Consider the following 22,363-nt stretch of genomic DNA (forward strand, 5'->3'; position numbering starts at 1 on the left):
AAGGATACCTGAAATGGGTATCCTTTAGTCTAGTGCTTTAAATTAAGGGGCAGTCTGTTCAACATCTGAGTCTGAAACAGGCGGCGCTGGTTGCATTGGAGGAACATCTACAGGCATAGGGGCACTGACAGGACGTGGCTCAGACTGGGTTTGCGACATGCGGCTCTGGGTTTCAGGCGTTGTACCCGCTGGTGGAGCAGGTGGCTGGAAAGCTAGTTTGCCAGCATCATCATTTTCACAAACACCGTTGAAAACAACACCCTTATAGGCAAATGAAACGGCATCGCCCTGTTTTTTACCTTTACATACCTGTTGATACTTCTGTGTTTGCGGGTCTTGAGTGGTTTTGGCATTTGCCTGGACTGCAAGGGTAAAACACAGACCACAAATCAGTGATGAAAGTACAAGTTTCGTGTTCATATCATTGTCCTAAGTATTTGTTATGCATGTTTTAGAATAAGAAATTCATCAAATAAAACAGTGGTGATCAAGTTAATAATTATGGGGCGATGTGTTAAAAGTGCGATGAAAATGCAACATAACGTTTCTTTTTGTGTATTCAACAGCGATATCAAATTCTTGCGAGCGGCAAGAATATCGACAGTTTTTGTCAACTTAATAGAAAAGTCCTGTATAATACTCTGTCATTTTTTGAATACACATTTACCACTATGCACTATCCTAAAGTTTACGACGTTATCGTGATTGGTGGCGGTCACGCTGGTACGGAAGCGGCGCTGGCTGCGGCGCGTATGGGACGACAAACCTTATTGTTGACGCATAATATTGAAACTTTGGGGCAGATGAGCTGTAACCCAGCGATTGGTGGTATTGGTAAATCACATCTTGTTCGTGAGATTGATGCGCTTGGTGGTGCAATGGCGCTTGCGGCGGATAAAGGTGGTATTCAGTTCCGTATTCTGAATTCGCGCAAGGGTGCGGCTGTACGTGCAACACGTGCACAGGCTGACCGTGTCCGTTATAAGGCTGCAATTCGTCATACGCTGGAAAATCAGGCAAACCTTGATATTTTCCAGCAAGCGGCGGATGACCTGATTGTTGAGGGAGATACCGTAAAAGGTGTCGTGACACAGATGGGTATTCGTTTTGACACCAAAACGGTGGTGCTTACAACAGGAACATTCCTTGGTGGCGTAATCCATATTGGTTTGCAAAACTCAAGTGGTGGCCGTGCGGGCGATCCTCCATCCATTGCCTTGGCACATCGCCTACGCGAACTTAAACTTCCAGTGGGTCGCCTAAAAACAGGGACACCACCCCGTATTGATGCTCGTAGCGTTGATTTCTCGGTCATGACACCTCAACCAGGTGATTTTCCATCGCCAGTGATGTCATTTATGGGTGATGTGTCGATGCACCCTGAACAGGTGAATTGCTATATCACGCATACCAGTGAAAAAACCCATGACATTATTCGTGGTGGTCTGGACCGTTCACCGATGTATACAGGTGTGATTGAGGGTGTTGGCCCACGTTATTGCCCATCAATTGAAGATAAGATTCATCGTTTTGCTGATAAAGATTCGCATCAGGTGTTTCTGGAGCCTGAAGGTCTGGATACCCATGAGCTTTATCCAAATGGTATTTCGACTTCATTGCCGTTTGATGTTCAGTTCAACTTGGTTCGTTCAATTCGTGGTATGGAAAATGCGCACATTTTGCGTCCTGGCTATGCGATTGAATATGACTACTTCAATCCACAGGCATTGAAGTTCACGCTTGAAACCAAAGCCATTCAAAACCTGTATTTTGCGGGTCAGATTAATGGTACAACAGGATATGAAGAAGCGGGTGCGCAAGGTTTGCTTGCTGGTCTGAACGCTGCGCGCCGTGCATGGGAACAGGAAGAATGGACACCAAAACGTGACCAAGCCTATATGGGTGTGTTGGTGGATGACCTGATTACGTTGGGAACCAAAGAACCGTACCGTATGTTTACCTCTCGTGCTGAATATCGTTTGATGTTGCGTGAGGATAATGCCGATCAGCGTTTAACCCCAATTGGTCGTGAGCTTGGCTTGGTGGATGATGAGCGTTGGGCTGCCTATAGCGAGAAAATGGAAGCGGTTGAGCGTGAAACTTCCCGTTTGCAGCATCTATGGGCTGCACCAAACAATCCAATGGGTAAAAAGTTTGTTGAAATGACAGGGGCTGACCTGAGCAAGGAATGTAGTGCGATTGATTTGCTGAAACGTCCAAATATCAATTTCAGTCAAATTGCTGAATTGACGGGTTCGGAAGTGTCTGAGCAGGTGGGTGAGCAAATCGAGATTGCAGTGAAGTATGAGGGTTACATTAACCGTCAGCATGATGATGTTGCACAAATGAAGCGTCTTGAGGAAACCAGGATTCCTGATGATTTTGAATATGATGGTGTTTCAGGTCTGTCCCGTGAAATCACACAGAAGTTGAAAACTGTACGTCCAGAGACATTGGCACAGGCCAGCCGTATTCCTGGGGTAACACCAGCCGCGGTTCAGTTGGTGATGATTACAATCCGTAAAAACAATATGGCGAAGAAGTCAGCGTAATTTTTGACGATATAAGTTTGATATTGAAAACATCCTTTGATGAAAAGGGTGTTTTTTATTGATTAAAGGTCCCACAAATTTGTGGGAATTTTTTTCTAATAATAAGAGGATATTGGGTAAAGCTGTGTAATACAGCCACTTAGTATTGAGAATAATAGAGAATTGAGGAAATTGATGGAACACCATTGCTCTAAATAAGTTGCTTAGTTTTATAAAAAATGGATTGCTACTGGGCGCTGTATAAGAGTGGATTATCAATAAATAAAAATGTTACAAAAGATTAAATATTTAGAATATTATTTTACTTTTCAGTTATTTATTGCCTATTTATGTCGTTATTTTAAATGTAATTTATAATATTGTAATGAAATTATATTAAAAAATGATGTCTAATCTACATTTTAATAAAGAAAATACTTATTATTTCTCAACTATCTTATTTAGGTATTTAATAAATTCTTTTATATCCTATATGGATAAATCACATAATAAAATTATGGATTTATTTTTTATAACTGCTAGATTAAACAGGCAATTTAAAATAACAAGGAAATGTTAAAAATGTATATTAAGACTCTTGCTGGTTTATGTTTATTGGGACTTAGTCAACTAAGCCTTGCACAATCTCCAGATGATATTATAGGTCGTTGGCAAGCTATCGATGAAAAAACTGGAGAGCCAACTACACAAATTGACATCAAAAGAGAAGCAAATGGGATGTATTCAGGAACAATTAAAGTTCCTACTCCGCGTGTTGGTTATGAACAGCCAACACATTGCGTCAATTGTCCATCCCCTTATACAAATCAGCCAATTGTAGGCTTAAAATTAATGACCAATTTAAAATATGATAAGGAATTAAAATATAAAGATGGTAGTATTATTGATCCCTTTATTGGTAAGGTTTATCGTTTATCGGCAAGACTTAAACCGAATGGACAACGCTTAACTTTACGTGGGTATATTGGGGTTTCAGCTTTAGGGCGTAGTCAAACTTGGGTTCGCGTCAATCAAACAACAGACAAAACCAGTTTGGACAATTAAAATCATACAGAAATATAATTTGATTTCAAATTGATAACAAACCTCACTGAAATAAATTTCAGTGAGGTTTGTATTTTCATGGTAATTGTAGATTTTAAGTCATGTTTTATGGGATGACTTAACTGTGTGAGAGTTACATATTTTTATTAAGATGTGCACTTTGTAAAAAGAAATTGAGCCCAAGTGAGCTCGATTTTGAAGAAATTTATTACTGAATAGACCTTATTTATAACGCCACCTCAATTCCCTGACGTAGATTCAACTGATCAAGCTGGGTGTTTGCATCAATCTTCGCATAGGCTTTGGGTAATAAACGGCGTGCTGCATTATTGACTCTTTTTTCTAACCATTTTGGCATTTTTATTGCCAAAGGATTGGTTTCTGTCACGGATACATCGGTCATTACCCGTGTTCCCATAATGTAGTCAAACCAGGGTTTCGTTACACACCAATTAGCATTCTGGTTGCTGGTCATGTGATGGTCATAATGCCAGGGGATACGTTTCTTTGCGTATTCGGGATCCAGGTGTGACTTTGCATGAACTTTCCAATAGTTCCAGATGCCGTAATACAAACCCGCAGTAAAGAAAGGCGCAACTGGAAGAAAAATGGTGGCTGCTGCCGTTAAGCCAATCAAAGCCGTTTTCTCATTATAAATTTCAGCGTTTTTAAACATGGATTCAGCATAACCCTCATCATGAAAGCCATTTAAACGGGCACGTTTATGATGGGCGATATGGGTAAAGAATGGGCTGTTTCTATTCTTGCTTGGAAATTCATGTAGCCAAACCTTGTGGAAATACCACTCCATGCCATTTGCAACAAAAATACCTGCTGGAAAACCGATCATGCTAGATTACCTCTTAAAACATGAATCAGAGTCTAAAAACAATAGGCTGAAATTGTTTGACTGAATTGCAGGTTTTTTCCTGCCTATAAAATCAAGTCAAGCCTGTTTTCTTTGTCGATAGGCGCTTGGTGTTTCTCCAGTCCAGCGTTTGAATGCCCTGGAAAATGCGGAAGGTTCTGAAAAGCCTGTTAAATAGACAATCTGGTCAATCGATTCCTGTGTATGTGAAAGCAAGCGTCGGGCAAGGCGTTCCCGATAATGTGCAATCACTTTTTCATAGGTTGTGTTCAGTAGTTGTAAATCGGCCCTTAAACTGCGTGCGCTACGGTTTAAACGTTTAGCCACAATATTCTGGTCGAACTCACCTGACTCAAGTATTCCACTGGCCAGAATCTTTTCAATATCATGGATGAGCTGGTGTTTATTAAGCAGCTCAAGTTGTGTTTCGGCAAGCGATTCATGGATTTTGAGCAATTCAGGCTCATGGGCAGGAGATGAGTAAGATAGCAGTGTTGAATGGAAACAAATACAACCATCCGTTTGTCCAAGCCTGACATCACATTCCCATATCTTTTTATATTCTTCCAGCTCTGCACCATGCTGATACGGCAGCCAGATTTCTGTGGGAGCAAAATTGTTTTCACTGATATATTTAAAAAAATTCAGCAAGATGCCAATCGCACATTCCAGATAATGCCGAACAGGATGATTTAGTCCAGAAATTGAAACAGTGTTTCCATCAAGTTTCAGTTTAAAAGACATGGCGTTGGTGAGTAGGGCCTGATAGCGCATTGTCCTTTGCAGGCCCTCACCAAAGGTTGGGCTACTGAGAAATAGATATTCAATCACCTGACCACGAAACGGAGGGACATTTGCACCGACATGCAGGCCAATATCCTGATCCTGACTGATTTCTTCAGCAGCTCGCCAAAAACGTTGCTGGGTTGAATTATCACGGCGAACAAATTTGTCTGGTGGCTGGTCGGGTAAGTGCACACTGGCAAAGATTGCGGCAGCATCAAGATTCATTTTTTGCATGGTCTGGTAAACCATCCATAAAAAGACGCCTGCATCACTGGTGTTTTCTGAGCTCATAAAACGGGATAAATATAGGTTTTAAAACAATATACTATGTTATTTTTATGATAGGAACTGATTGTAATTGGAATAAAAGAAGCAAAGGCACTTACAAAAAATGTAAATGTAAGTGCCTGAATGGCTTACTCCGTCACTTCAACGGTAACGCTATAGGTGTAGCTTTGAGCAACAGGTGGCTTGGTATTGTCATTGCCAGCTTCTGGATAAGCTGTTGTGATTAAATAGATACCTGCTTCATTGAATTTAACTTCAACTTCACCTTTGGCATTGGTTTTTACATGAGGCTGTTCACGTTTGGCATTTGGCTGGTAGCTATCCGCACCTTTAAATACATCAACTTCAAGATTTGGAACGGGTTTGCCATCGAGCAAAACCTGCGCTTTCAATGATTCGCCAGCATAAAGCTCATTTGGATGGGTTAGGAACTTGAACTCAAAACCTTTATTGGTCACTGCTGGAACAGGGCTTGGCTTGCCTTTGGTGACAAAACTTTCAGCAATATAGGTATTGATGGTTTGAGCAGTTTTAGCATTGGCTGGAATCTGGTCTTCAGCAATGAAGCGTGGTGGCTGATTTGCTGCTGGTTGTTGTGCTTGAGCATTTTCAGGTTTTTTCTGTTCACCATTACCGCGTTCACCACCCATAGGGCCTGCATTCGCAGGGCGGGGAGCGCGAACACGTAACCAGCGGCCATCAATCAGGGCATATTTTCCTGGCATGCCTACAGCATCCTGAGTACGAATACGGTAAGTCCCTTCATTCGCCAGATTAAACTCACCAACATTGAATTTTTTTAGTTCTGCTGCTGGCTTGATGGTTGCAGTTTTGCCATCAGGGGCTGTGATTTGATAGGTCGTTTTAAAGTTACGGCTCGCCACGAAAAATTTTTCTACGGTAATGCCGCTTTGGAAACTTACATGATCAGATTTGCTGTCAAATACTTCAGGTAATACAAAAGGGCTGGCGGTATGGGCAAAACCCAGAGTTGGCAGGGCAGAAAGCAAGGCGAGGCTAAGCAAATGGCGCATATAAAGATTTCCTAAATAATTAAACAAAATGCAAAAGAATTGCTACAATTTACTTGATAACGAGTATCAGTTGCAATATTATTTCGATAAATTTTAGTCATGATCTCGCTTGCTCAGACATGCTGATTAAAAATATGCTAGTTTGCTAGTCACGATTTAAAACTATTTAGAAATGATTGATTTTATTTGAAAATAATTCATCTTTCTTTAGATGGCTTTAGAGCGCAGATCCTTAGCAATTCAGATAAAGTTAAGTTATTTGCCTTAAAATTTCTTCTATGGTTTTGGTTTAGGCAAATTTTAAAGAATGGAACTTTGTGTATGTCATCAGCTCAACAACTTTTTCGCCCAGTTCAGATCATTTTTCGTTTATCGCCGTTGATGGCAGCTTTGGCTGTATTTATCTCGCCAATCACGACAGTTCAAGCAGATGAGACAACCTCAACTATAAATAAGCTGGAAGTACCTGTTCAGTTACCAAGCTACCGTTTTCATCAGGACCATGTTTTAGGAACCTCTTTAGATGTTGTGGTGACCACAGCAAACCAGAAAGATGCAGAAAAGGCCTTAGAGGCAATCCAGACCGAAATTGCCCGACTTGACCAGATTTTATCGGTTTGGCGTGATGACAGTGAAATTAGCCAACTGAACCGTGAACAAAAAATTTCGGCTTCATCAGAGCTGTATGATGTGATTGCAGCCTGTGAGCAATGGCGCAGTGCAACCTGTGGTGGCTTTGACGCGCGTTTAGGTCAACTGATCAGCCTGTGGGAAAACAGCAATCATGTGCAAACGCTGGATGACCAGACTCAGGAAGCACTACTACAACAGCTAAAAACACAAAGTATTGAGTTAAATCCACAGACCAAACAAATTACGCTGGCTCCAGCCATTAAGGTTGCTCCAGATGCCTATGCAAAAGGCTATGTGATTGACCGTGCCTTGGTTGCGGCACAGCAGGCTGTTCCGCATTTGCAGGGTATCCTGATTGATATTGGTGGTGATATGCGTGTTTGGGGACAGTCTCCACAACAGGCAGGCTGGAAAATTGGTATCCAGAATCCAAATGAACGTTTTGATAATGCGGTACCAGCACAAATCCTCAATGTTAAGGATCAGGCTGTGGCGTTCAGTGGTCAGGGTTATCGTGATCTTGCGGGACAATCTCATCTACTTAACCCACATACAGGTAAGCCTGTGCAAACGGTGGAACAGTGTGTGGTTGTGGGGCAATGCGCTGCTGATGCCGATGCTTTGGCAACCGCTTTAACTGCAATGCCTGCACATGAGGGGATTCAGTTGATTGAACAACTGGTGGGATATGAGGCGCAGTTGGTCAGCACTGATGGTACACAGTATCAAAGTTCGGGCTGGTCAACACTGTTAGATGCCAATCAGCCAGCCATCATGCGCCATGTTGCAGCAGGTGGAGCGGCAACCGCATGGCCAAAAGGCTATCAGGCACAGATCGAAGTCAATATTCCAAAAATTGCGGTAGACAACTATCGTGCGCCGTATGTATCAGTATGGGTGACAGATGCCAATAAGAAACTGGTCCGTACCATTGCGGTTTGGGGTAAGGATGAAAAATGGATCAACTCCAACTATGTTTGGTGGCGCCGTTATGGCCGTCAAATGCCAAATCTGGATGCGGTGGCGAAGCCATCACGTCAACCTGGTCAATATAAATTGGCCTGGGATGGCAAGGATGAAGAGGGCAAGGCTGTGAATGCAGGTAAATACCTGATTCATATCGAGACCTCACGTGAGCATGGTGACCACTCTTATCAAACCATTGAGTTGGATGTTGCACCAAAAGCCGCCACCCAAACGCTTCCTGCACAGGCAGAAATTGGTATTGTTAAATTGAACTTCCAACGTGGTGCTTAATTTAATTTCTTCCTGAATCCATGAGAGGCTTGTCTCTTGTATCAACGCCGTGATTTTTACCGCCATGCACGTTATGTGCATGGCTGGCTTTCTGCCTTTGCCTTTATTGTCCTGCTTTTCTTTGCCGCCACAGGGTTGTTACTGAATCATCCTGAGTGGTTTAGTGCCTCCAATCAGGAACAGACAGTCAAGCTTAGCTTGCCTGAAAGTTTTGTTGAGACAGTTCAACAGCAGGAAAACCCAAGTCAAAGTATCCTTGACTATGTACGTGAAAAACATTCGCTGGTTGGTCGCTATAAGAGTAGTGAGGTACTGGATGGCGAGGTGATGATTCGTCTGGAAAGTCCAGCAGGCTCAACCGATGTATGGGCGTTGCTCGATACAGGTGAGGTTGAGATCACCCAAAAACCTGCAACCACAGTATCCCTACTCAATGACCTGCACCGTGGCAAAAATGTGGGTACAGCCTGGAGTTGGCTGATTGATGTCAGTGCCATCATCATTATCCTGTTGTCGTTGGCAGGTTATATCCTTTTCCTGACCATCAAAACGCGTTTGGTCACACATTTGCTGTTAACCGCATGCAGTTTATTCGCAATCATTCTGCTCATTTGGTCTGCCATCTAAGGTGAAACAATGACTCAAGCTGTCATGACAATTATTGTGATACTCGCAATATTATTGAGTCTACATATTTTTATCATTGTATGGCTGCTATGGCAGCAACGTAATGGCAACAAGTCACGGGTTCAAAACGATCATGCCTATTTGGTGGTCTATGCCAGCCAGTCAGGTCATGCTGAATCCTGGGCAAAACATACCACTGAGCAATTACAGCTTATTCATCAGCACGTCACGCTCAAGAACATTCAAAAATTGACAGCCACTGACTTGATCCAGTATCAACGGATTTTGTGGGTGGTCAGTACCTATGGCGAGGGTGATGCACCTGATGATGCCCAGCATTTTGTGCATAAAATATTGTCACAGCCTGTAGATTTATCACATTTGTCTTTCGCAATCCTTGCGTTAGGTGATAAACGCTATACAAACTTCTGCCAGTTTGGGCAAAGCATTGAACAATGGCTTTTACAGCAAAAAGCCCAACCTTTATTTTCCACAGTTCTGGTGGATCAGCTCAATAGCCGTGATCTGGAACAATGGCTAACAGGGTTGGAACAGTTGACCGCAACCAAGCTGACAGCACTGGACAATAAACGGGAAAATATTGAACTCAAGTTTGCCCATCGTCAGTGTTTAAATGTGGGCAGTGCTGGCGAACCAATTTATAAGATTCAGTTGGTTGCTGAGCAGGAACTGGTTTGGTCATCAGGCGATATTCTGGAAATTCAGTGTGAAAACAACATTACTGAGATTCAACAGTTTCTAGTTGCGCATAAGCAGGATGATTTTAATGATATAGATGTATTAAAAACTCTGAATTTAAGACGATTGCCAAATCGTGAGCATCATTCATTTGCCACATGGCTGGAACATTTTGATCGATTACCCAAGCGTGAGTATTCAATTGCCAGCTTGCCTGAAAATGGCTTGATTGAGCTGGTGGTGAGACAGCAACAGACGGAAACAGGTCTAGGACTGGGTTCTGGCTGGTTGACGGCAGGTTTGCAGCACAACCAGCCTATTCAGGCTTATATACGCAATAACCCAAGCTTTCATCTACAGCATTGTCCACAGCCTTTAATTTTAATTGGTAATGGGACGGGGATTGCAGGTCTGGTTGCGCATTTAAAGCAACGGGAACAGTGGGGCTATGGGCAAAACTGGCTGATTTTTGGGGAAAGACAGCAGCAGTTTGACCATTTATATCATGCGGAAATTCAGTATTGGCAACAGCATGGCTTTTTACAGCATGTTGACTATGCATTCTCACGTGATCAAGCTGAAAAAATCTATGTGCAGGATATTCTAAAACAGCAGTCTACACGTTTAAAACAATGGATCGAACAAGGTGCGGCAGTTTATGTTTGTGGTAGCTTGAATGGTATGGCTGGTGGCGTAGATCAGGTTCTAAAAGAAATTTTAGGTGATGAGCTGGTTGAACAGTTGAAGCATGAGCAGCGTTATCAACGGGATGTTTATTAAAAAATTGACCAAGAAAGAAGCGAGTGGGGTTGAGCTTAATGGTCTTTTATTTAGGTGTTTGAATTATAGAATTCTTTTAACTAAGTTAAAAACTATATATAGATCAATCAATATGGCACAGCCTCATAAGTTTAAAGTTAGCCAAGGCTTTTTGTGTATAGGCGATTTCCTACTTTGTTTTCGGACAAAGTAGGCAAAACCATTTGTTGGACTGACGGTACGTCCTTGCTACCGCAGTCCAACAGGCGGCATCCATGCCACCTACCACGATAGCCACTGTTGATTTTAATTAAATGTCTAAAATTAGAGATTAGTATTAAAATTTCTTTTCAAGCGTAAACTGGAAACTCGGAATAGCTTCGTTATTACGGGCCTGATAAAGGCTGCCATCAGACTGGTTGGTTAAACGCTCTTTATAGTCAGTGCTTAAAATGTTGTTCAGGTTTAGGCTGGCTGACCAGTTTTTGGGAAAGCGTTTGGTCGCTGCAATGTCAACATTGAAACGTTGATTGGTGGTACGGTTATAAGGTTGACCATCCAGGGCACGGGTAAATTCAGGTGTGTAATTGACATTGATGCTGGTGGAGAGCTGCCAAGGCTTGTAGCTGTATGAAATGCCTGAACTCGTGGTATAAGGTGCAACATCACTGACCAGACGGTCATTGTGCTGGGCATCTTCAATGGTTGCACGTACGGTTGAGACTTGTCCATTGAGCATAAAGGCATGTCCAGCTTCAGTCTGTTTCAGTGCATAGCGGCCAGAGAATTCCACACCATAGGTGGTGGCTTCATTCTGGTTTTGTGGGCGTTCAACATAACGGCTACCCTCAAGCGCAATCACTCGTTCAATATAGTCCTTGATTTCACGGTGATAGGCGGTTAAGTTCACGCCACCACTGGCAGAATCAAATGCCAAGGTTGACTCAAATGCCTTGATCTTTTCTGGTTTTAGGTTTGGATTACCCCCACGGTCAGGATTGTTGAGCGAACCCGCATCACTGTCCGTGGAAACTGTTACGTTTGGAATCAGTCGATCAGTGTTTGGACTGCGGAACGCCTGACTTAAATTGGTTTGAATCGACCATTGGTTGGTGAGGTCAAAACGGTAGGCAAGCACAGGGCTTAAATGATGGTCCTGATAATCCACCAGACCTGAACGGTCCAGCCATTCCTGACGCGCACCCAACGTGACAGTTTGGCGGTCAGTAAAGCGCCAGCTTCCCTCACTGTAGAGGGCATAGCGTTGTTCATCCAGACTTTGGCTGACATTGCTGTCCAACTGGCTGTTGTTGGCACTGACTCCAAACTTAATCTGGCGGGTTTGATCAAACTTACGCACGCCATCATAGGCCAAACCATATTCATCCACGGTTTCATCAGTATAAATAGTGTTGAGTGGGGAGCGGGTCAATTGCGTTTCAGTCTGATGTTCAACTGTTAAGCGAACCTTGTCACTGAGGTCTTTATCCTTACGTTCATAACGTGTATTCAGGCGAATACTGTCATTTTTATCATCCTGAATCTGGTCGCCACGTACCCCTGTGCTTTTATTATTGCGATAAAACAGTTCAGCGATGAGTTTTTGCTGGTCATCCAGTTCATATTGCAGACGAGGGGAGAACATTTGGCTGGTACGGTTGGTGGTGCGTAGCTGTTCACGTGTGCCTGTGGCTGTTTCCGTCTTGGTAATGGAGGTGGTGTCATTCCACATCTGGTTGGCAGACAAGCTGTAGACCCACTGATTGTCACGACCATCGGCCTGAACGCTGACCTGTTTGCGTTCGGCTTCCTGCTTGCCACTATCGCGTAAACCATAGCCGAGCTTTACTGAACCATTTAAACGGGTATCCAGCGGTTCCTTTAAAATAATGTTGATGACTGCGGAAGATGCGACAGATGCCTGAGCGACACTTGGCTGCTTGACCACCTCAATCCGTTCGATCATGTCTGGGGTAATGGTATCAACAATCGACATGCCACTACGTGGGCCACCTTGCACAGGTTCACCATTGATCAGGAATGTCGGTGCGCCACCACCACGGAAACGCATGCCAGAAGCACCATTTCCGCCACGTGGGCCTGGGCCACCTGGTAACTGGAAACCAGCGGCACGACGCAAGGCATCCATAACCGTCTGGTCGCCATACTGGAGCATTTCATCACGGGTGATGATGGTTTTAGGCACTGCACTGATATCATCATCTTTTGGTTTTTGTGGTTCCGCCGATGCCTTGAATGACAGTGTAGGGAGTACCTGTGCTGTCTGTTCAGCAGGAGATGAGGCTGGCGCTGTGGTGGATTCAACATCATTTGCTAAAACTGAAAAACTTAGGCTGAGTAAAGCCGAGCTGAGTACGGTCAGCTTTCCATAGCAGAATGGATGCTTCATTGAAATTACCCCAAAACATTGATGATCAAATTATTTTGAATATAGACTAATGTAAAATTGTGTAGAAAAATCGAATATTAAGCAGGGAAAGACCTGAATTTTTACATTTAAATTATTTTCATTCATTTGATCAGAAAATCAGAATAAATATGTAAAAAAAGATGCAAATGAGAATGATTTTTATTAAAATTTGTATTGATTTGTTGTTTTTAAGCTTTGTTAAATTTTTGTCTGAGTTATTTTGGGAAATTCCATGAAACCTTTAAACCTTGGTGCAAGCCACACACCTATTTTTAAGTTTAGCTTGCTCAGTATGATGCTGCTTCAGGCCCAGTATGCTGTTGCGAATGACGAAAATAATAGTCAAACCGCTGTTATGCCAACCATCAAAATTGAAGCCATGAGTGAGCTTGACCCAGTTAAAAGCTATATTGACTATGATCAGGCCAGTGTCACACGGAATGGTTTAAAGAAAAAGGACATTCCACAGACCATTGACACGATTGATGTTCAAAAATATAAAATCTATGGTTCAAATGATTTAAGTGTAATGTTGCAGGGTACACCAGGTGTATCCACCAACTATGACATGCGTGGGGATGGAATTAGCCTACGTGGTTTTAATGCCGATACGGGTGATGTCTATCGTGATGGTATTCGTGAAAGTGGGCAGGTACGCCGTAGCACGGCCAATGTTGAACGCATTGAGATATTGAAAGGGCCAGCTTCTGTGCTGTATGGACGTAGCGCGGGTGGTGGCGTGATCAATATGGTGAGCAAGTTTGCCAATTTTGATTCAAAAAGCTCAGTAGGTGTGTATGGTGGTTCTTATAATAATTATGGAACAACCGTTGATTTTAATCAGGTGTTAAATGACAACCTTGCTGTACGTTTAACAGGTGAATATGGTCAGTCGGATAGTTTCCGTTCAAGTATTGAAAATGAAATTGAAATGCTTTCGCCAAGTTTTACCTATAAGAATGATGATGGCCTAAGCTGGACCATGCAATATACCTACGACAAGCTGCATCGTGTTCCCGACCGTGGCCCGTCATTTACTGCACTTCCAAAGGGTACCTCAATTAAAACTGGATTTGCCCAGGACGGTGACTTTGTCAATGATGTACTACAGGTGGTTCGTTCTGACCTCAACTATCAATTTTTACCCAACTGGAATTTCCATTGGGCGGTGAGCCACCGTCAGGCTGAGCAGAATTTTGACCATTTTTACTTGGGTGGCCTTTGCTTAACAGATGACACCAAAATTTCAAATGCAGGTAGTTGTAATGGCCATGTTGGTGAAATTTCGCAGGTGTATTACTGGCAAGAAACCAGCAATAAAACCACAAGCAATACCTTTGATATTAAGGGCGAGTTTGATACAGGCCGTTTAAAGCATAACGTGGTTGTTGGGGCGGACTGGACCTATGAGCAGCGGGAACCCTTGCTTGCCAATAAAAATCAGAATGGTTCAGCAATTTATGGTTATGTAAATCCACTTACAGGGCAGCGTACAAGTTCTCGTGGAACAGGTGACTTGAGTATAAATACCCACAACTACAATCAGGGTACAAATTATGGTTTGTTTGTACAAGACCTGATTGGCTTAAGTGATCAGCTAAAGCTGATGTTGGGCATGCGTTATGATCATTATGATTTTTCCACAACCAACAAGTTGCCGAATGTTGATCCATTAAAACGTAAAAGAACCGTTAATGACGAATCTTTTAGTCCGAATGTGGGTATTGTTTGGCAACCGACAGATCAGCATAGTTTCTATGCCTCTTATAGTAAAAGTTTTGCACCATTTGGCGGGCAGGTAGGTGTTAGTGTTGTATCCGCTAGCGCTGACCTCAAGGTATTTGATGCAGAGCCACAATATAATGAGCAGTATGAAGTGGGTGTAAAAAGTGACTGGTTGGATGACCGTCTAAATACGCAGCTTTCAGTATATGACATTCGTAAAAACAATATTCGCTATCTGCCAAATCCAGAAAAGACCGATGAATGGGCTGTCGCTGGACAGCATCAGTCTAAAGGGGTGGAAGTCAGCTTTATTGGACGTGTGCTAGATAATCTGTTTATTCGTGGTGGTTATGGCTATACCGACGCAACGGTAAGAAAAGATGTGAAGACACCTGCCAATGTGGGTCATGAATTAGCCTACAACTCAAAAAATACAGGCAACTTATTCATTCGTTATTTACCGATTGAAAAGCTCTATGGTGAAGTGGGTGTGACCTATGTTGGTGCCTACTATACCAATCTGAACAACCTAACGCAGGTGGATGGCTTTAACCGTGTAGATGCTGCGATCGGTTATAAAGATGAGCGTTGGGGCGCGACAGTTGCTGTAAACAACCTGGGCAATAAGGAATATTGGCGTTCTGAGTCCATGCCTGGGACACCACGTAGTTTCCTGGTTCGAATAAATTATCAATTCTAAAAAAACGGTAAGTTTTGCCAATGAAAGTTCAGCATCTTTGCCTGTGCAAAGATGCTTTTTTTATCAATTAAAGCCCTGATAAAGTGTTTAAAAATAAACCTTTTGGTAAATTTTTAAAAATATTTGATATCTATCTTATTGAATAATATAAAAAGTCATTGATTTAAAAAATGGAATATTCTAGTATCTAAATGGGTGAAAAATGTACAAAATTAATATTTAAATGATCATATAATTGTGACTTGTTTTTAGTTTGTGATTATTAAATGTTAAGCAGTTCTCATTTTTGTTCCTTTTTGTTAGTATTAAAGAAAACCATACAATAGAGATAATAATAATGAAGATATTGCTTGCACTGGTTATGGTCTGTTCAGTCCTTGTTTTAGGGTATGCCGCCTATATGGATTCCCAAAACAAGAAACGCCAGGAAATTACTAAAATTGTGAATGATGCTGAACATAGCTTGAATACAATCCAGCATCATACCAATTATGTAAATTCCACCCCTATCTCCTCCTCAAAACACCATAACTAAGGATGGAGTTCTATAATGATGCGGTAGGTGAGGTGCCTGATATTTTTTGAACTCAGGAATCCATGTGCTTTTTTATCTGGCCATGCGCCAGTTTTGTATGGAATCTGCTAAAATATTTACCATTAAATAAAAAGCTGCATCTTGTTATGCGGCTTTTTACGTTCTGATAGCGGAATCGAATTTTATATGGATTGTTTGTGTAACACGTATGAAACTGGCATATAGATTGCTTTGTCGCATGATATGCCGTTTTGTGTCCATTGAAAAAATGTTTGAACACAAGCGTATAGATTTCAATTCTACGATCTTGGATTTTACAGGTGCCATGTTATGACAACGCCTCATGCTTCGGCTGGTTTGTTGGAACGCTTATTTAAACTGAGCGAAAATAAAACCAGCTTTAGAACCGAAGTTCTAGCAGGTGTAACCACATTTTTGACCATGTGTTACATCATTATTGTAAACCCGCTTATCCTGTCTGAAACGGGTATGGATCATGGTGCCGTGTTTGTTGCGACCTGTCTGGCTGCCGCAATCGGCTGTTTGGTTATGGGGCTTGTTGCGAATTATCCAATTGCACTTGCACCTGGGATGGGTCTGAATGCCTATTTTACCTATTCTGTCTGTCTGGGAATGGGGGTGCCGTGGCAAACCGCACTTGCGGCGGTCTTTGTTTCGGGAATTGTGTTTTTAGCGATTAGCTTCTTTAAAATCCGTGAAGCGATTGTCAATGCCATTCCCATGTCGCTGAAATTTGCCATAGGGGGCGGTATCGGTTTATTCCTTGCCTTGATTGCGCTTAAAAATGCAGGAATTATTGTGGATAACCCTGCGACTCTTGTTGGCCTGGGTGACATCAAGCAGCCAACGGTATTGCTTGCGCTGTTTGGCTTCCTGATGATTGTGGTTTTGCATCAGTTTAAGGTACGTGGTGCCATCATCATCAGTATTCTGGTGATTACTGGAATTGCGACAGCCTTGGGCCTAAACGAGTTCAAGGGTGTTGTTGGACAGGTTCCATCCATCGCACCGACATTTATGCAAATGGATTTTGAGGGCCTGTTCACCGCAAGTATGGTGGGCGTGATTTTTGTCTTCTTTATTGTTGACCTGTTTGACAGTACGGGAACACTGGTGGGCGTGTCACATCGTGCTGGTTTGTTGCAGGATGGAAAATTGCCACGTTTGAAAAAGGCCTTGTTCGCAGACTCAACCGCAATTGTTGCGGGTGCGGCCTTGGGTACATCATCCACCACACCTTATATTGAATCTGCTTCTGGGGTTGCGGCAGGTGGGCGTACAGGTTTAACCGCAGTTGTGGTTGCCTTGTTGTTCATTGGCTGTTTATTTCTGGCACCCTTGGCGCAGTCAGTACCTGGCTTTGCGACGGCACCTGCATTGCTGTTCATTGGCGTGTTGATGATTCAGGGCATCACCCATATTGACTGGGAAGATATTACCGAAGCGGTTCCTGCCTTTTTAACCATCGTATTTATGCCATTTACCTACTCAATTGCAGATGGTATCGCGATGGGTTTTATCAGCTATGCGCTGGTTAAATTATTCACGGGCAAGGCAAAGACCGTTCCCTATATGGTTTGGATTATTGCAGCACTTTGGGTATTTAAGTTTATTGCTTTTGGCGGTTAACATATCAATCAATAAAAGGATGTCGTTATGGCTGGCGACATCCTTTTTTCTTTGGAGAAAAATGATGAATGCAATTGAACTGATACAGGCTTTACCAAAAGCTGAATTGCATGTGCATATTGAAGGGACATTTGAACCAGAGTTGATGTTTGCCATCGCACAACGCAACCAGATTCAGATTCCATATCAATCTGTTGAAGAAGTGAAGCAGGCCTATAACTTCCATAATCTTCAGTCTTTTTTGGATATCTACTACGCAGGCGCCAATGTGCTGGTATATGAGCAGGATTTTTATGATCTTGCCTGGGCATATTTTGAGAAATGTGCAGAAGATCGTGTAGTGCATACAGAGATGTTCTTCGACCCTCAAACGCATACTGAGCGTGGGGTGGAATTTGCAACGGTGATTGCGGGCTTAAAACGTGCCTGTCAGGATGCACAGCAAAAGCTAAGGATTAGTTCTCAACTGATCATGTGTTTCCTGCGTCATTTAAGTGAAGAAAAGGCGTTTGAAACTCTTGAGCAGGCATTGCCATTTAAGGATGAGATTATTGCGGTTGGTCTGGACTCAAGTGAAGTTGGACATCCACCTGCGAAGTTTGAACGTGTCTTTGCCAAAGCCCGTGAAGCGGGATTCCTGATCGTGGCACATGCAGGTGAAGAGGGGCCACCCGAATATATCTGGGAAGCGCTGGATTTATTGAAAGTGAACCGTATTGATCATGGCGTGCGCTCAGAGGAGGATAAGCAACTCATGGCCCGCCTGATCGCAGAGAAAATGCCTTTGACAGTTTGCCCACTCAGCAACTTAAAGCTGTGTGTTGTGAATGACATGAAAGAGCATAATATTCGCCGTTTGTTGCAGCAAGGTGTGCATGTCACGGTCAATTCAGATGATCCATCTTATTTTGGTGGTTATATGAATGACAATTTTATTGCGATTCAGCAAGCTTTAGACTTGAGCAATGATGAATTAAAGCAACTTGCGATCAACTCTTTTGAGGCATCATTTATTCCTGATCAGGAAAAGCAGAAGTGGATTGCAGAGATTAAAAAGCTTTAAGTTTAAAAAAAACCGCGTGAAGCGGTTTTTTTATAGCTGTTATTTTATTTAGGTTGTCTCAACATGCTGAGCAAGACATTATCCTTATCAATCACATGATGTTTAATGGCTGCCAGAATATGTCCAGCAATCAATAAACCAGCAAACCATGACAGGTAAATATGCAAGGGTTTGACGATGGCAAGCAGTTCGGGATTGTCCTGTACCAGACGTGGAATTTCAAATAAGTACAGCACAGGTGCAGGGTGGCCAGCACTCCAGCTAAATAAACAGCCTGTGATGGGCAAGGCCAGCAACATTAAATAAAGTAGAAAATGTCCAATGTGTGCCAGTGTTTTCATCATGGGTGACATGCTATCTGGCAGTTTGGGTGCAGGGTGGGTGTAACGCCAGAAAATACGGATTACTACCAGAAAAATGATTGTGGTGGCAATATTCTTGTGCAGGGTAATCACATTGCCTTTGAAACTACCATCCACATCATAACTGAGAAAATTACCGCTATAGAAACCAATCAGCCAGGCAATAATGAAAATAGCGGCCATGAGCCAATGCAACACTTGTGCTGTGCGGGTGTAATACTGTGCTGAGGTTGACATTGCAACATCCTGGCTGTTCGAAATGAACTGATTTTAAATAGGGCTTTTTCTGACTGATACAGCATCGCTGTAACGGAGCGTTTTATGTGTGCAACAGTCCCGATAAAACCTCAATTTGTAATTGTTATATTATGTAAAGATGACTGTGGGTTATTTCATAAAATAAGCCATTTAGGCACAATACGCCTGACAAAATTGAGATACAGGTAAGAATCGTGAAAAAGTTATTATTGATTGCTGCTCCCCTTGTTTTAGCGCTATCTGGATGTGTTGCCCCGAATGGAACGAGTCCAGCAACCACAACTTCACAGCAGTTGGGTATGGCCGCGCTTAAAATCGCTGTAAATGCGAAATGCCTGAATGAGATCAATACATTGCCTGCATGGAAAACAGCGACACGTTATATGACGGCTGACCAGCGTGACAACATCCAAACCAATGTCTGTGGCTGTGTCAGTGACAAGGCACCGAACAGTGTAACTGCTGTTGAACTTGCAACCGCTGCCATTGACCCATCCGCACGCGCAACAATTGTCAATCAGGTGGTTTCACAAACGGTGAATGCCTGTGTTGCTGAAACCTTGAAACAAGTGCAATAACAAAGACCAGGCTGAGAGATCGGCCTTTTGTGAGATGAAGATGAAAATAGCAGGTGTAGATGAAGCTGGAAGAGGGCCACTGGTTGGTTCTGTTGTGGCCGCCGCGGTCATTTTAGATCCAGACAATCCCATTGTGGGCTTGAATGACTCCAAGAAACTGACTGAAAAGAAGCGTGAAAAACTCTTTATCGAGATTCAGGAAAAAGCGTTGGCCTGGTCAATTGCTGAGGCAACACATGCTGAAATTGATGAGTTGAATATCTTACAGGCAACATTTCTTGCCATGCGCCGTGCGGTCGAAAGCTTGAACATCCAGCCAGAAAAAGTCATTGTGGATGGTAATCAAATTCCAAAGGGCATTAGCATTGCATGTGAGGCTATTGTTGGGGGAGATGCCAGTCATGCTGAAATCAGTGCCGCCAGTATTTTAGCGAAAGTGACACGTGACCGACAAATGCAGGCTCTGGATTTAATCTACCCTGATTTTGGGTTTGCCAAACATAAAGGCTATCCAACCAAGGCTCATTTTGAGGCAATTGCTGCACATGGCGTTATTCATGAGCATCGACGTAGTTATGCACCCGTGAAAAAAGCACTGGGTTTATAATAGGTATAAAATACGCATCCCAAACATAATTAAAGCGACTCATATTAGTCGCTTTAATTATTGGAGAAGAATTCTGCGTATTAACGATTAAAGTTATTATGTCGAGGAAAATCGTTATTATCTTCTTCATAGGAAACTTGATAATCTTGATCAAGATGTTGTAAATGCTCATGCATGGCACGTTCATGTTGGATACGTTGGTAAATTTCCTCACGATGCACAGAAACCTCTTTAGGAGCATTTACACCAATACGCACCTGATTGCCTTTTACGCCAAGCACAGTGACACTGACTTGATCCCCAATCATTAATGTTTCTCCGACACGACGGGTCAGAATCAGCATGTTTATCTCCTTGCTAAACGCTTAAACTTGCAACAGGGAATTGTTTGAAAGCACAGCCTTAATATACAGAAAAATCTAAACAGAAATAAGTAAAAACAATATTTTTTTTCGTAAGTTCTGTTGAGATGCTCTGAAAAACATCATGGGTTAATATAACAGAGCCACTGTAGTAAAAACTATAGTGGCTCTTATTTTTTTACTATTTACTTGAAAGTAAATATGTTTAAGCAGCTATTAATTAAGCACGTGCACTACTTTCGCCATGTTCACGGTCTAAACCAAAAGCAGTATGTAAACAACGTACCGCAAGCTCTAAATAGTTTTCTTCAATAATCACTGAAATCTTGATTTCAGAAGTGGAGATCATCAGGATATTGATGCCTTCTTCAGCCAGTGCAGTAAACATTTTGCTTGCCACACCTGCATGCGAGCGCATGCCTACACCCACAATGGACACTTTTACGATATCGTCGCGTGTAGCAACTTCACGTGCGCCAATGGCTGTGGCCGTTTCTTCCAGAATCTTTTTCGCTTTCGCAAGCTCGCCACGGTTTACTGTGAAAGTAAAATCAGTGGTGCCATCTTCTTCCACATTCTGGATAATCATATCCACTTCAATGTTTGCGGCACCGATTGGCGACAAAATTTTGGATGCAACACCTGGAACGTCAGGAACACCCAAAATTGTTAATTTTGCTTCGTCACGGTTAAATGCGATACCTGAGATAATTGGTTGTTCCATGTCGTCTTCTGCCTCAGTGGTAATAAGTGTGCCTACGTTTTGTTTAAATTCTTCATCGAATGCGCCATCGTCATCATTATCAAAGCTTGATAATACGCGTAATGGAACCTGATATTTACCTGCGAATTCAACAGAGCGAATTTGTAAAACCTTTGAACCCAAAGATGCCATTTCCAGCATTTCTTCAAATGAAATACGATCCACTTTTTTAGCTTTAGGTGCAACACGAGGGTCAGTGGTATAAACACCATCCACATCGGTATAGATCTGGCACTCATCTGCCTTTAATGCGGCAGCAAGTGCAACGCCAGAGGTATCAGAACCCCCACGACCTAAGGTTGTGATATTGCCATCGGCATCAAAACCCTGAAAGCCTGCAACAACCAGAACACGGCCTGCATCAAGATCAGTAGACATAACGTCAGTATCAATGGATTCAATACGGGCTTTGGTAAATGCGCTGTCAGTCTTGATACCAACCTGACGACCTGTATAGGATTTAGCTTCCACACCAATCGAGTTCAGCGCCATCGCTAACATGGAAATCGTAACCTGTTCACCCGTTGATACCATTTGATCAAGTTCACGTGGATCAGGTGTGCTGGTAATGGCTTTTGCAAGCGCAAGCAGGCGGTTGGTTTCACCACTCATTGCAGACACAACCACGACCACCTTGTGACCGTGATCATGCCAGCGCTTGACACGACGAGCAACATTTAAAATGCGCTCAGGAGTACCCATAGAGGTGCCGCCATATTTTTGAACGATTAATGCCATAGTTGTTCCATATAAGCCATGACCCTGAGAGGCATCAGGGTCAG

At 42.7% G+C, this 22,363-nt stretch carries 19 protein-coding genes; 11 read left to right on the top strand and 8 right to left on the bottom strand.

Annotated elements, in window-relative coordinates:
- Window positions 1-42: 42 nt before the first annotated feature.
- Window positions 43-420, bottom strand: a complete 378-nt coding sequence (locus N5J47_RS05960; RefSeq protein WP_279960337.1) for a hypothetical protein — start codon at window positions 418-420, stop codon at window positions 43-45.
- Window positions 421-671: 251 nt separating this feature from the next.
- On the opposite strand from N5J47_RS05960, the gene mnmG reads away from it, so the two are divergent.
- Together mnmG and N5J47_RS05970 are read left to right on the top strand one after the other, a co-directional pair.
- Window positions 672-2,552, top strand: coding sequence for a tRNA uridine-5-carboxymethylaminomethyl(34) synthesis enzyme MnmG (gene mnmG / locus N5J47_RS05965; protein ID WP_279960336.1), 1,881 nt, complete (start codon window positions 672-674; stop codon window positions 2,550-2,552).
- A gap of 561 nt (window positions 2,553-3,113) precedes the next feature.
- Window positions 3,114-3,596 (top strand): DUF2147 domain-containing protein, encoded by a 483-nt coding sequence (locus N5J47_RS05970; protein WP_279960335.1) that lies wholly within the window; start codon window positions 3,114-3,116, stop codon window positions 3,594-3,596.
- Between the two features lie 226 nt (window positions 3,597-3,822).
- Here the strand turns inward: N5J47_RS05970 and N5J47_RS05975 are convergent, their stop codons facing one another.
- The 3 genes from N5J47_RS05975 to N5J47_RS05985 form a co-directional block, all read right to left on the bottom strand.
- Entirely contained in the window at window positions 3,823-4,446 is a 624-nt protein-coding gene (locus tag N5J47_RS05975; RefSeq protein ID WP_279960334.1) for a sterol desaturase family protein, read from the bottom strand.
- Between the two features lie 96 nt (window positions 4,447-4,542).
- A complete protein-coding gene (locus N5J47_RS05980; RefSeq protein ID WP_279960333.1) occupies window positions 4,543-5,541 on the bottom strand; it encodes an AraC family transcriptional regulator in 999 nt (332 codons plus the stop codon).
- A gap of 125 nt (window positions 5,542-5,666) precedes the next feature.
- Complete coding sequence (locus tag N5J47_RS05985; protein WP_279960332.1) at window positions 5,667-6,572, bottom strand: DUF4198 domain-containing protein; 906 nt, start codon at window positions 6,570-6,572, stop codon at window positions 5,667-5,669.
- 321 nt (window positions 6,573-6,893) lie between these two features.
- Between N5J47_RS05985 and N5J47_RS05990 the strand changes: the two genes are divergently transcribed.
- From N5J47_RS05990 to N5J47_RS06000, 3 genes are read left to right on the top strand one after another with little or no spacing between them, the layout of a single operon-like run.
- Window positions 6,894-8,462 (top strand): DUF2271 domain-containing protein, encoded by a 1,569-nt coding sequence (locus tag N5J47_RS05990; protein ID WP_279960330.1) that lies wholly within the window; start codon window positions 6,894-6,896, stop codon window positions 8,460-8,462.
- 36 nt (window positions 8,463-8,498) lie between these two features.
- On the top strand, window positions 8,499-9,089 hold the full coding sequence (locus N5J47_RS05995) for a PepSY-associated TM helix domain-containing protein (RefSeq protein ID WP_279960329.1): 591 nt from the start codon (window positions 8,499-8,501) through the stop codon (window positions 9,087-9,089).
- A gap of 9 nt (window positions 9,090-9,098) precedes the next feature.
- Entirely contained in the window at window positions 9,099-10,568 is a 1,470-nt protein-coding gene (locus N5J47_RS06000; RefSeq protein ID WP_279960328.1) for a sulfite reductase flavoprotein subunit alpha, read from the top strand.
- 316 nt (window positions 10,569-10,884) lie between these two features.
- Here the strand turns inward: N5J47_RS06000 and N5J47_RS06005 are convergent, their stop codons facing one another.
- On the bottom strand, window positions 10,885-12,957 hold the full coding sequence (locus N5J47_RS06005; protein WP_279960327.1) for a TonB-dependent receptor: 2,073 nt from the start codon (window positions 12,955-12,957) through the stop codon (window positions 10,885-10,887).
- Window positions 12,958-13,210: 253 nt separating this feature from the next.
- Here N5J47_RS06005 and N5J47_RS06010 point away from each other — a divergent pair, with 253 nt between their 5' ends.
- The 4 genes from N5J47_RS06010 (at window position 13,211) to N5J47_RS06025 (ending at window position 18,651) form a co-directional block, all read left to right on the top strand.
- Window positions 13,211-15,403 carry a TonB-dependent receptor gene (locus N5J47_RS06010; protein WP_279960326.1) on the top strand — a complete coding sequence of 731 codons (2,193 nt, stop codon included), beginning with the start codon at window positions 13,211-13,213 and terminating at the stop codon, window positions 15,401-15,403.
- A 337-nt stretch (window positions 15,404-15,740) separates the two neighbouring features.
- Window positions 15,741-15,938 (top strand): hypothetical protein, encoded by a 198-nt coding sequence (locus N5J47_RS06015; protein ID WP_279960325.1) that lies wholly within the window; start codon window positions 15,741-15,743, stop codon window positions 15,936-15,938.
- Between the two features lie 330 nt (window positions 15,939-16,268).
- Window positions 16,269-17,588 (top strand): NCS2 family permease, encoded by a 1,320-nt coding sequence (locus N5J47_RS06020; RefSeq protein WP_004676959.1) that lies wholly within the window; start codon window positions 16,269-16,271, stop codon window positions 17,586-17,588.
- Between the two features lie 64 nt (window positions 17,589-17,652).
- Window positions 17,653-18,651, top strand: coding sequence for an adenosine deaminase (locus tag N5J47_RS06025; protein ID WP_279960324.1), 999 nt, complete (start codon window positions 17,653-17,655; stop codon window positions 18,649-18,651).
- Between the two features lie 44 nt (window positions 18,652-18,695).
- Here N5J47_RS06025 and N5J47_RS06030 read toward each other — a convergent pair whose 3' ends face one another.
- Window positions 18,696-19,250, bottom strand: coding sequence for a cytochrome b (locus N5J47_RS06030; protein ID WP_267979020.1), 555 nt, complete (start codon window positions 19,248-19,250; stop codon window positions 18,696-18,698).
- Window positions 19,251-19,465: 215 nt separating this feature from the next.
- Here N5J47_RS06030 and N5J47_RS06035 point away from each other — a divergent pair, with 215 nt between their 5' ends.
- Window positions 19,466-19,849: a hypothetical protein gene (locus N5J47_RS06035; RefSeq protein WP_267979021.1), complete on the top strand. Its 384-nt coding sequence runs from the start codon at window positions 19,466-19,468 to the stop codon at window positions 19,847-19,849.
- A 40-nt stretch (window positions 19,850-19,889) separates the two neighbouring features.
- Complete coding sequence (gene rnhB / locus N5J47_RS06040) at window positions 19,890-20,456, top strand: ribonuclease HII (protein ID WP_289821545.1); 567 nt, start codon at window positions 19,890-19,892, stop codon at window positions 20,454-20,456.
- Between the two features lie 80 nt (window positions 20,457-20,536).
- On the opposite strand, the gene csrA is transcribed toward rnhB, so the two are convergent.
- Both csrA and N5J47_RS06050 read right to left on the bottom strand, forming a co-directional pair.
- Window positions 20,537-20,800: a carbon storage regulator CsrA gene (gene csrA, locus N5J47_RS06045; protein WP_004799412.1), complete on the bottom strand. Its 264-nt coding sequence runs from the start codon at window positions 20,798-20,800 to the stop codon at window positions 20,537-20,539.
- A gap of 238 nt (window positions 20,801-21,038) precedes the next feature.
- Window positions 21,039-22,319, bottom strand: a complete 1,281-nt coding sequence (locus N5J47_RS06050; protein WP_267979022.1) for an aspartate kinase — start codon at window positions 22,317-22,319, stop codon at window positions 21,039-21,041.
- Between the last annotated feature and the right edge of the window lie 44 nt (window positions 22,320-22,363).

This window comes from Acinetobacter sp. GD03645, assembly GCF_029845285.1.
GTDB lineage: Bacteria > Pseudomonadota > Gammaproteobacteria > Pseudomonadales > Moraxellaceae > Acinetobacter > Acinetobacter corruptisaponis.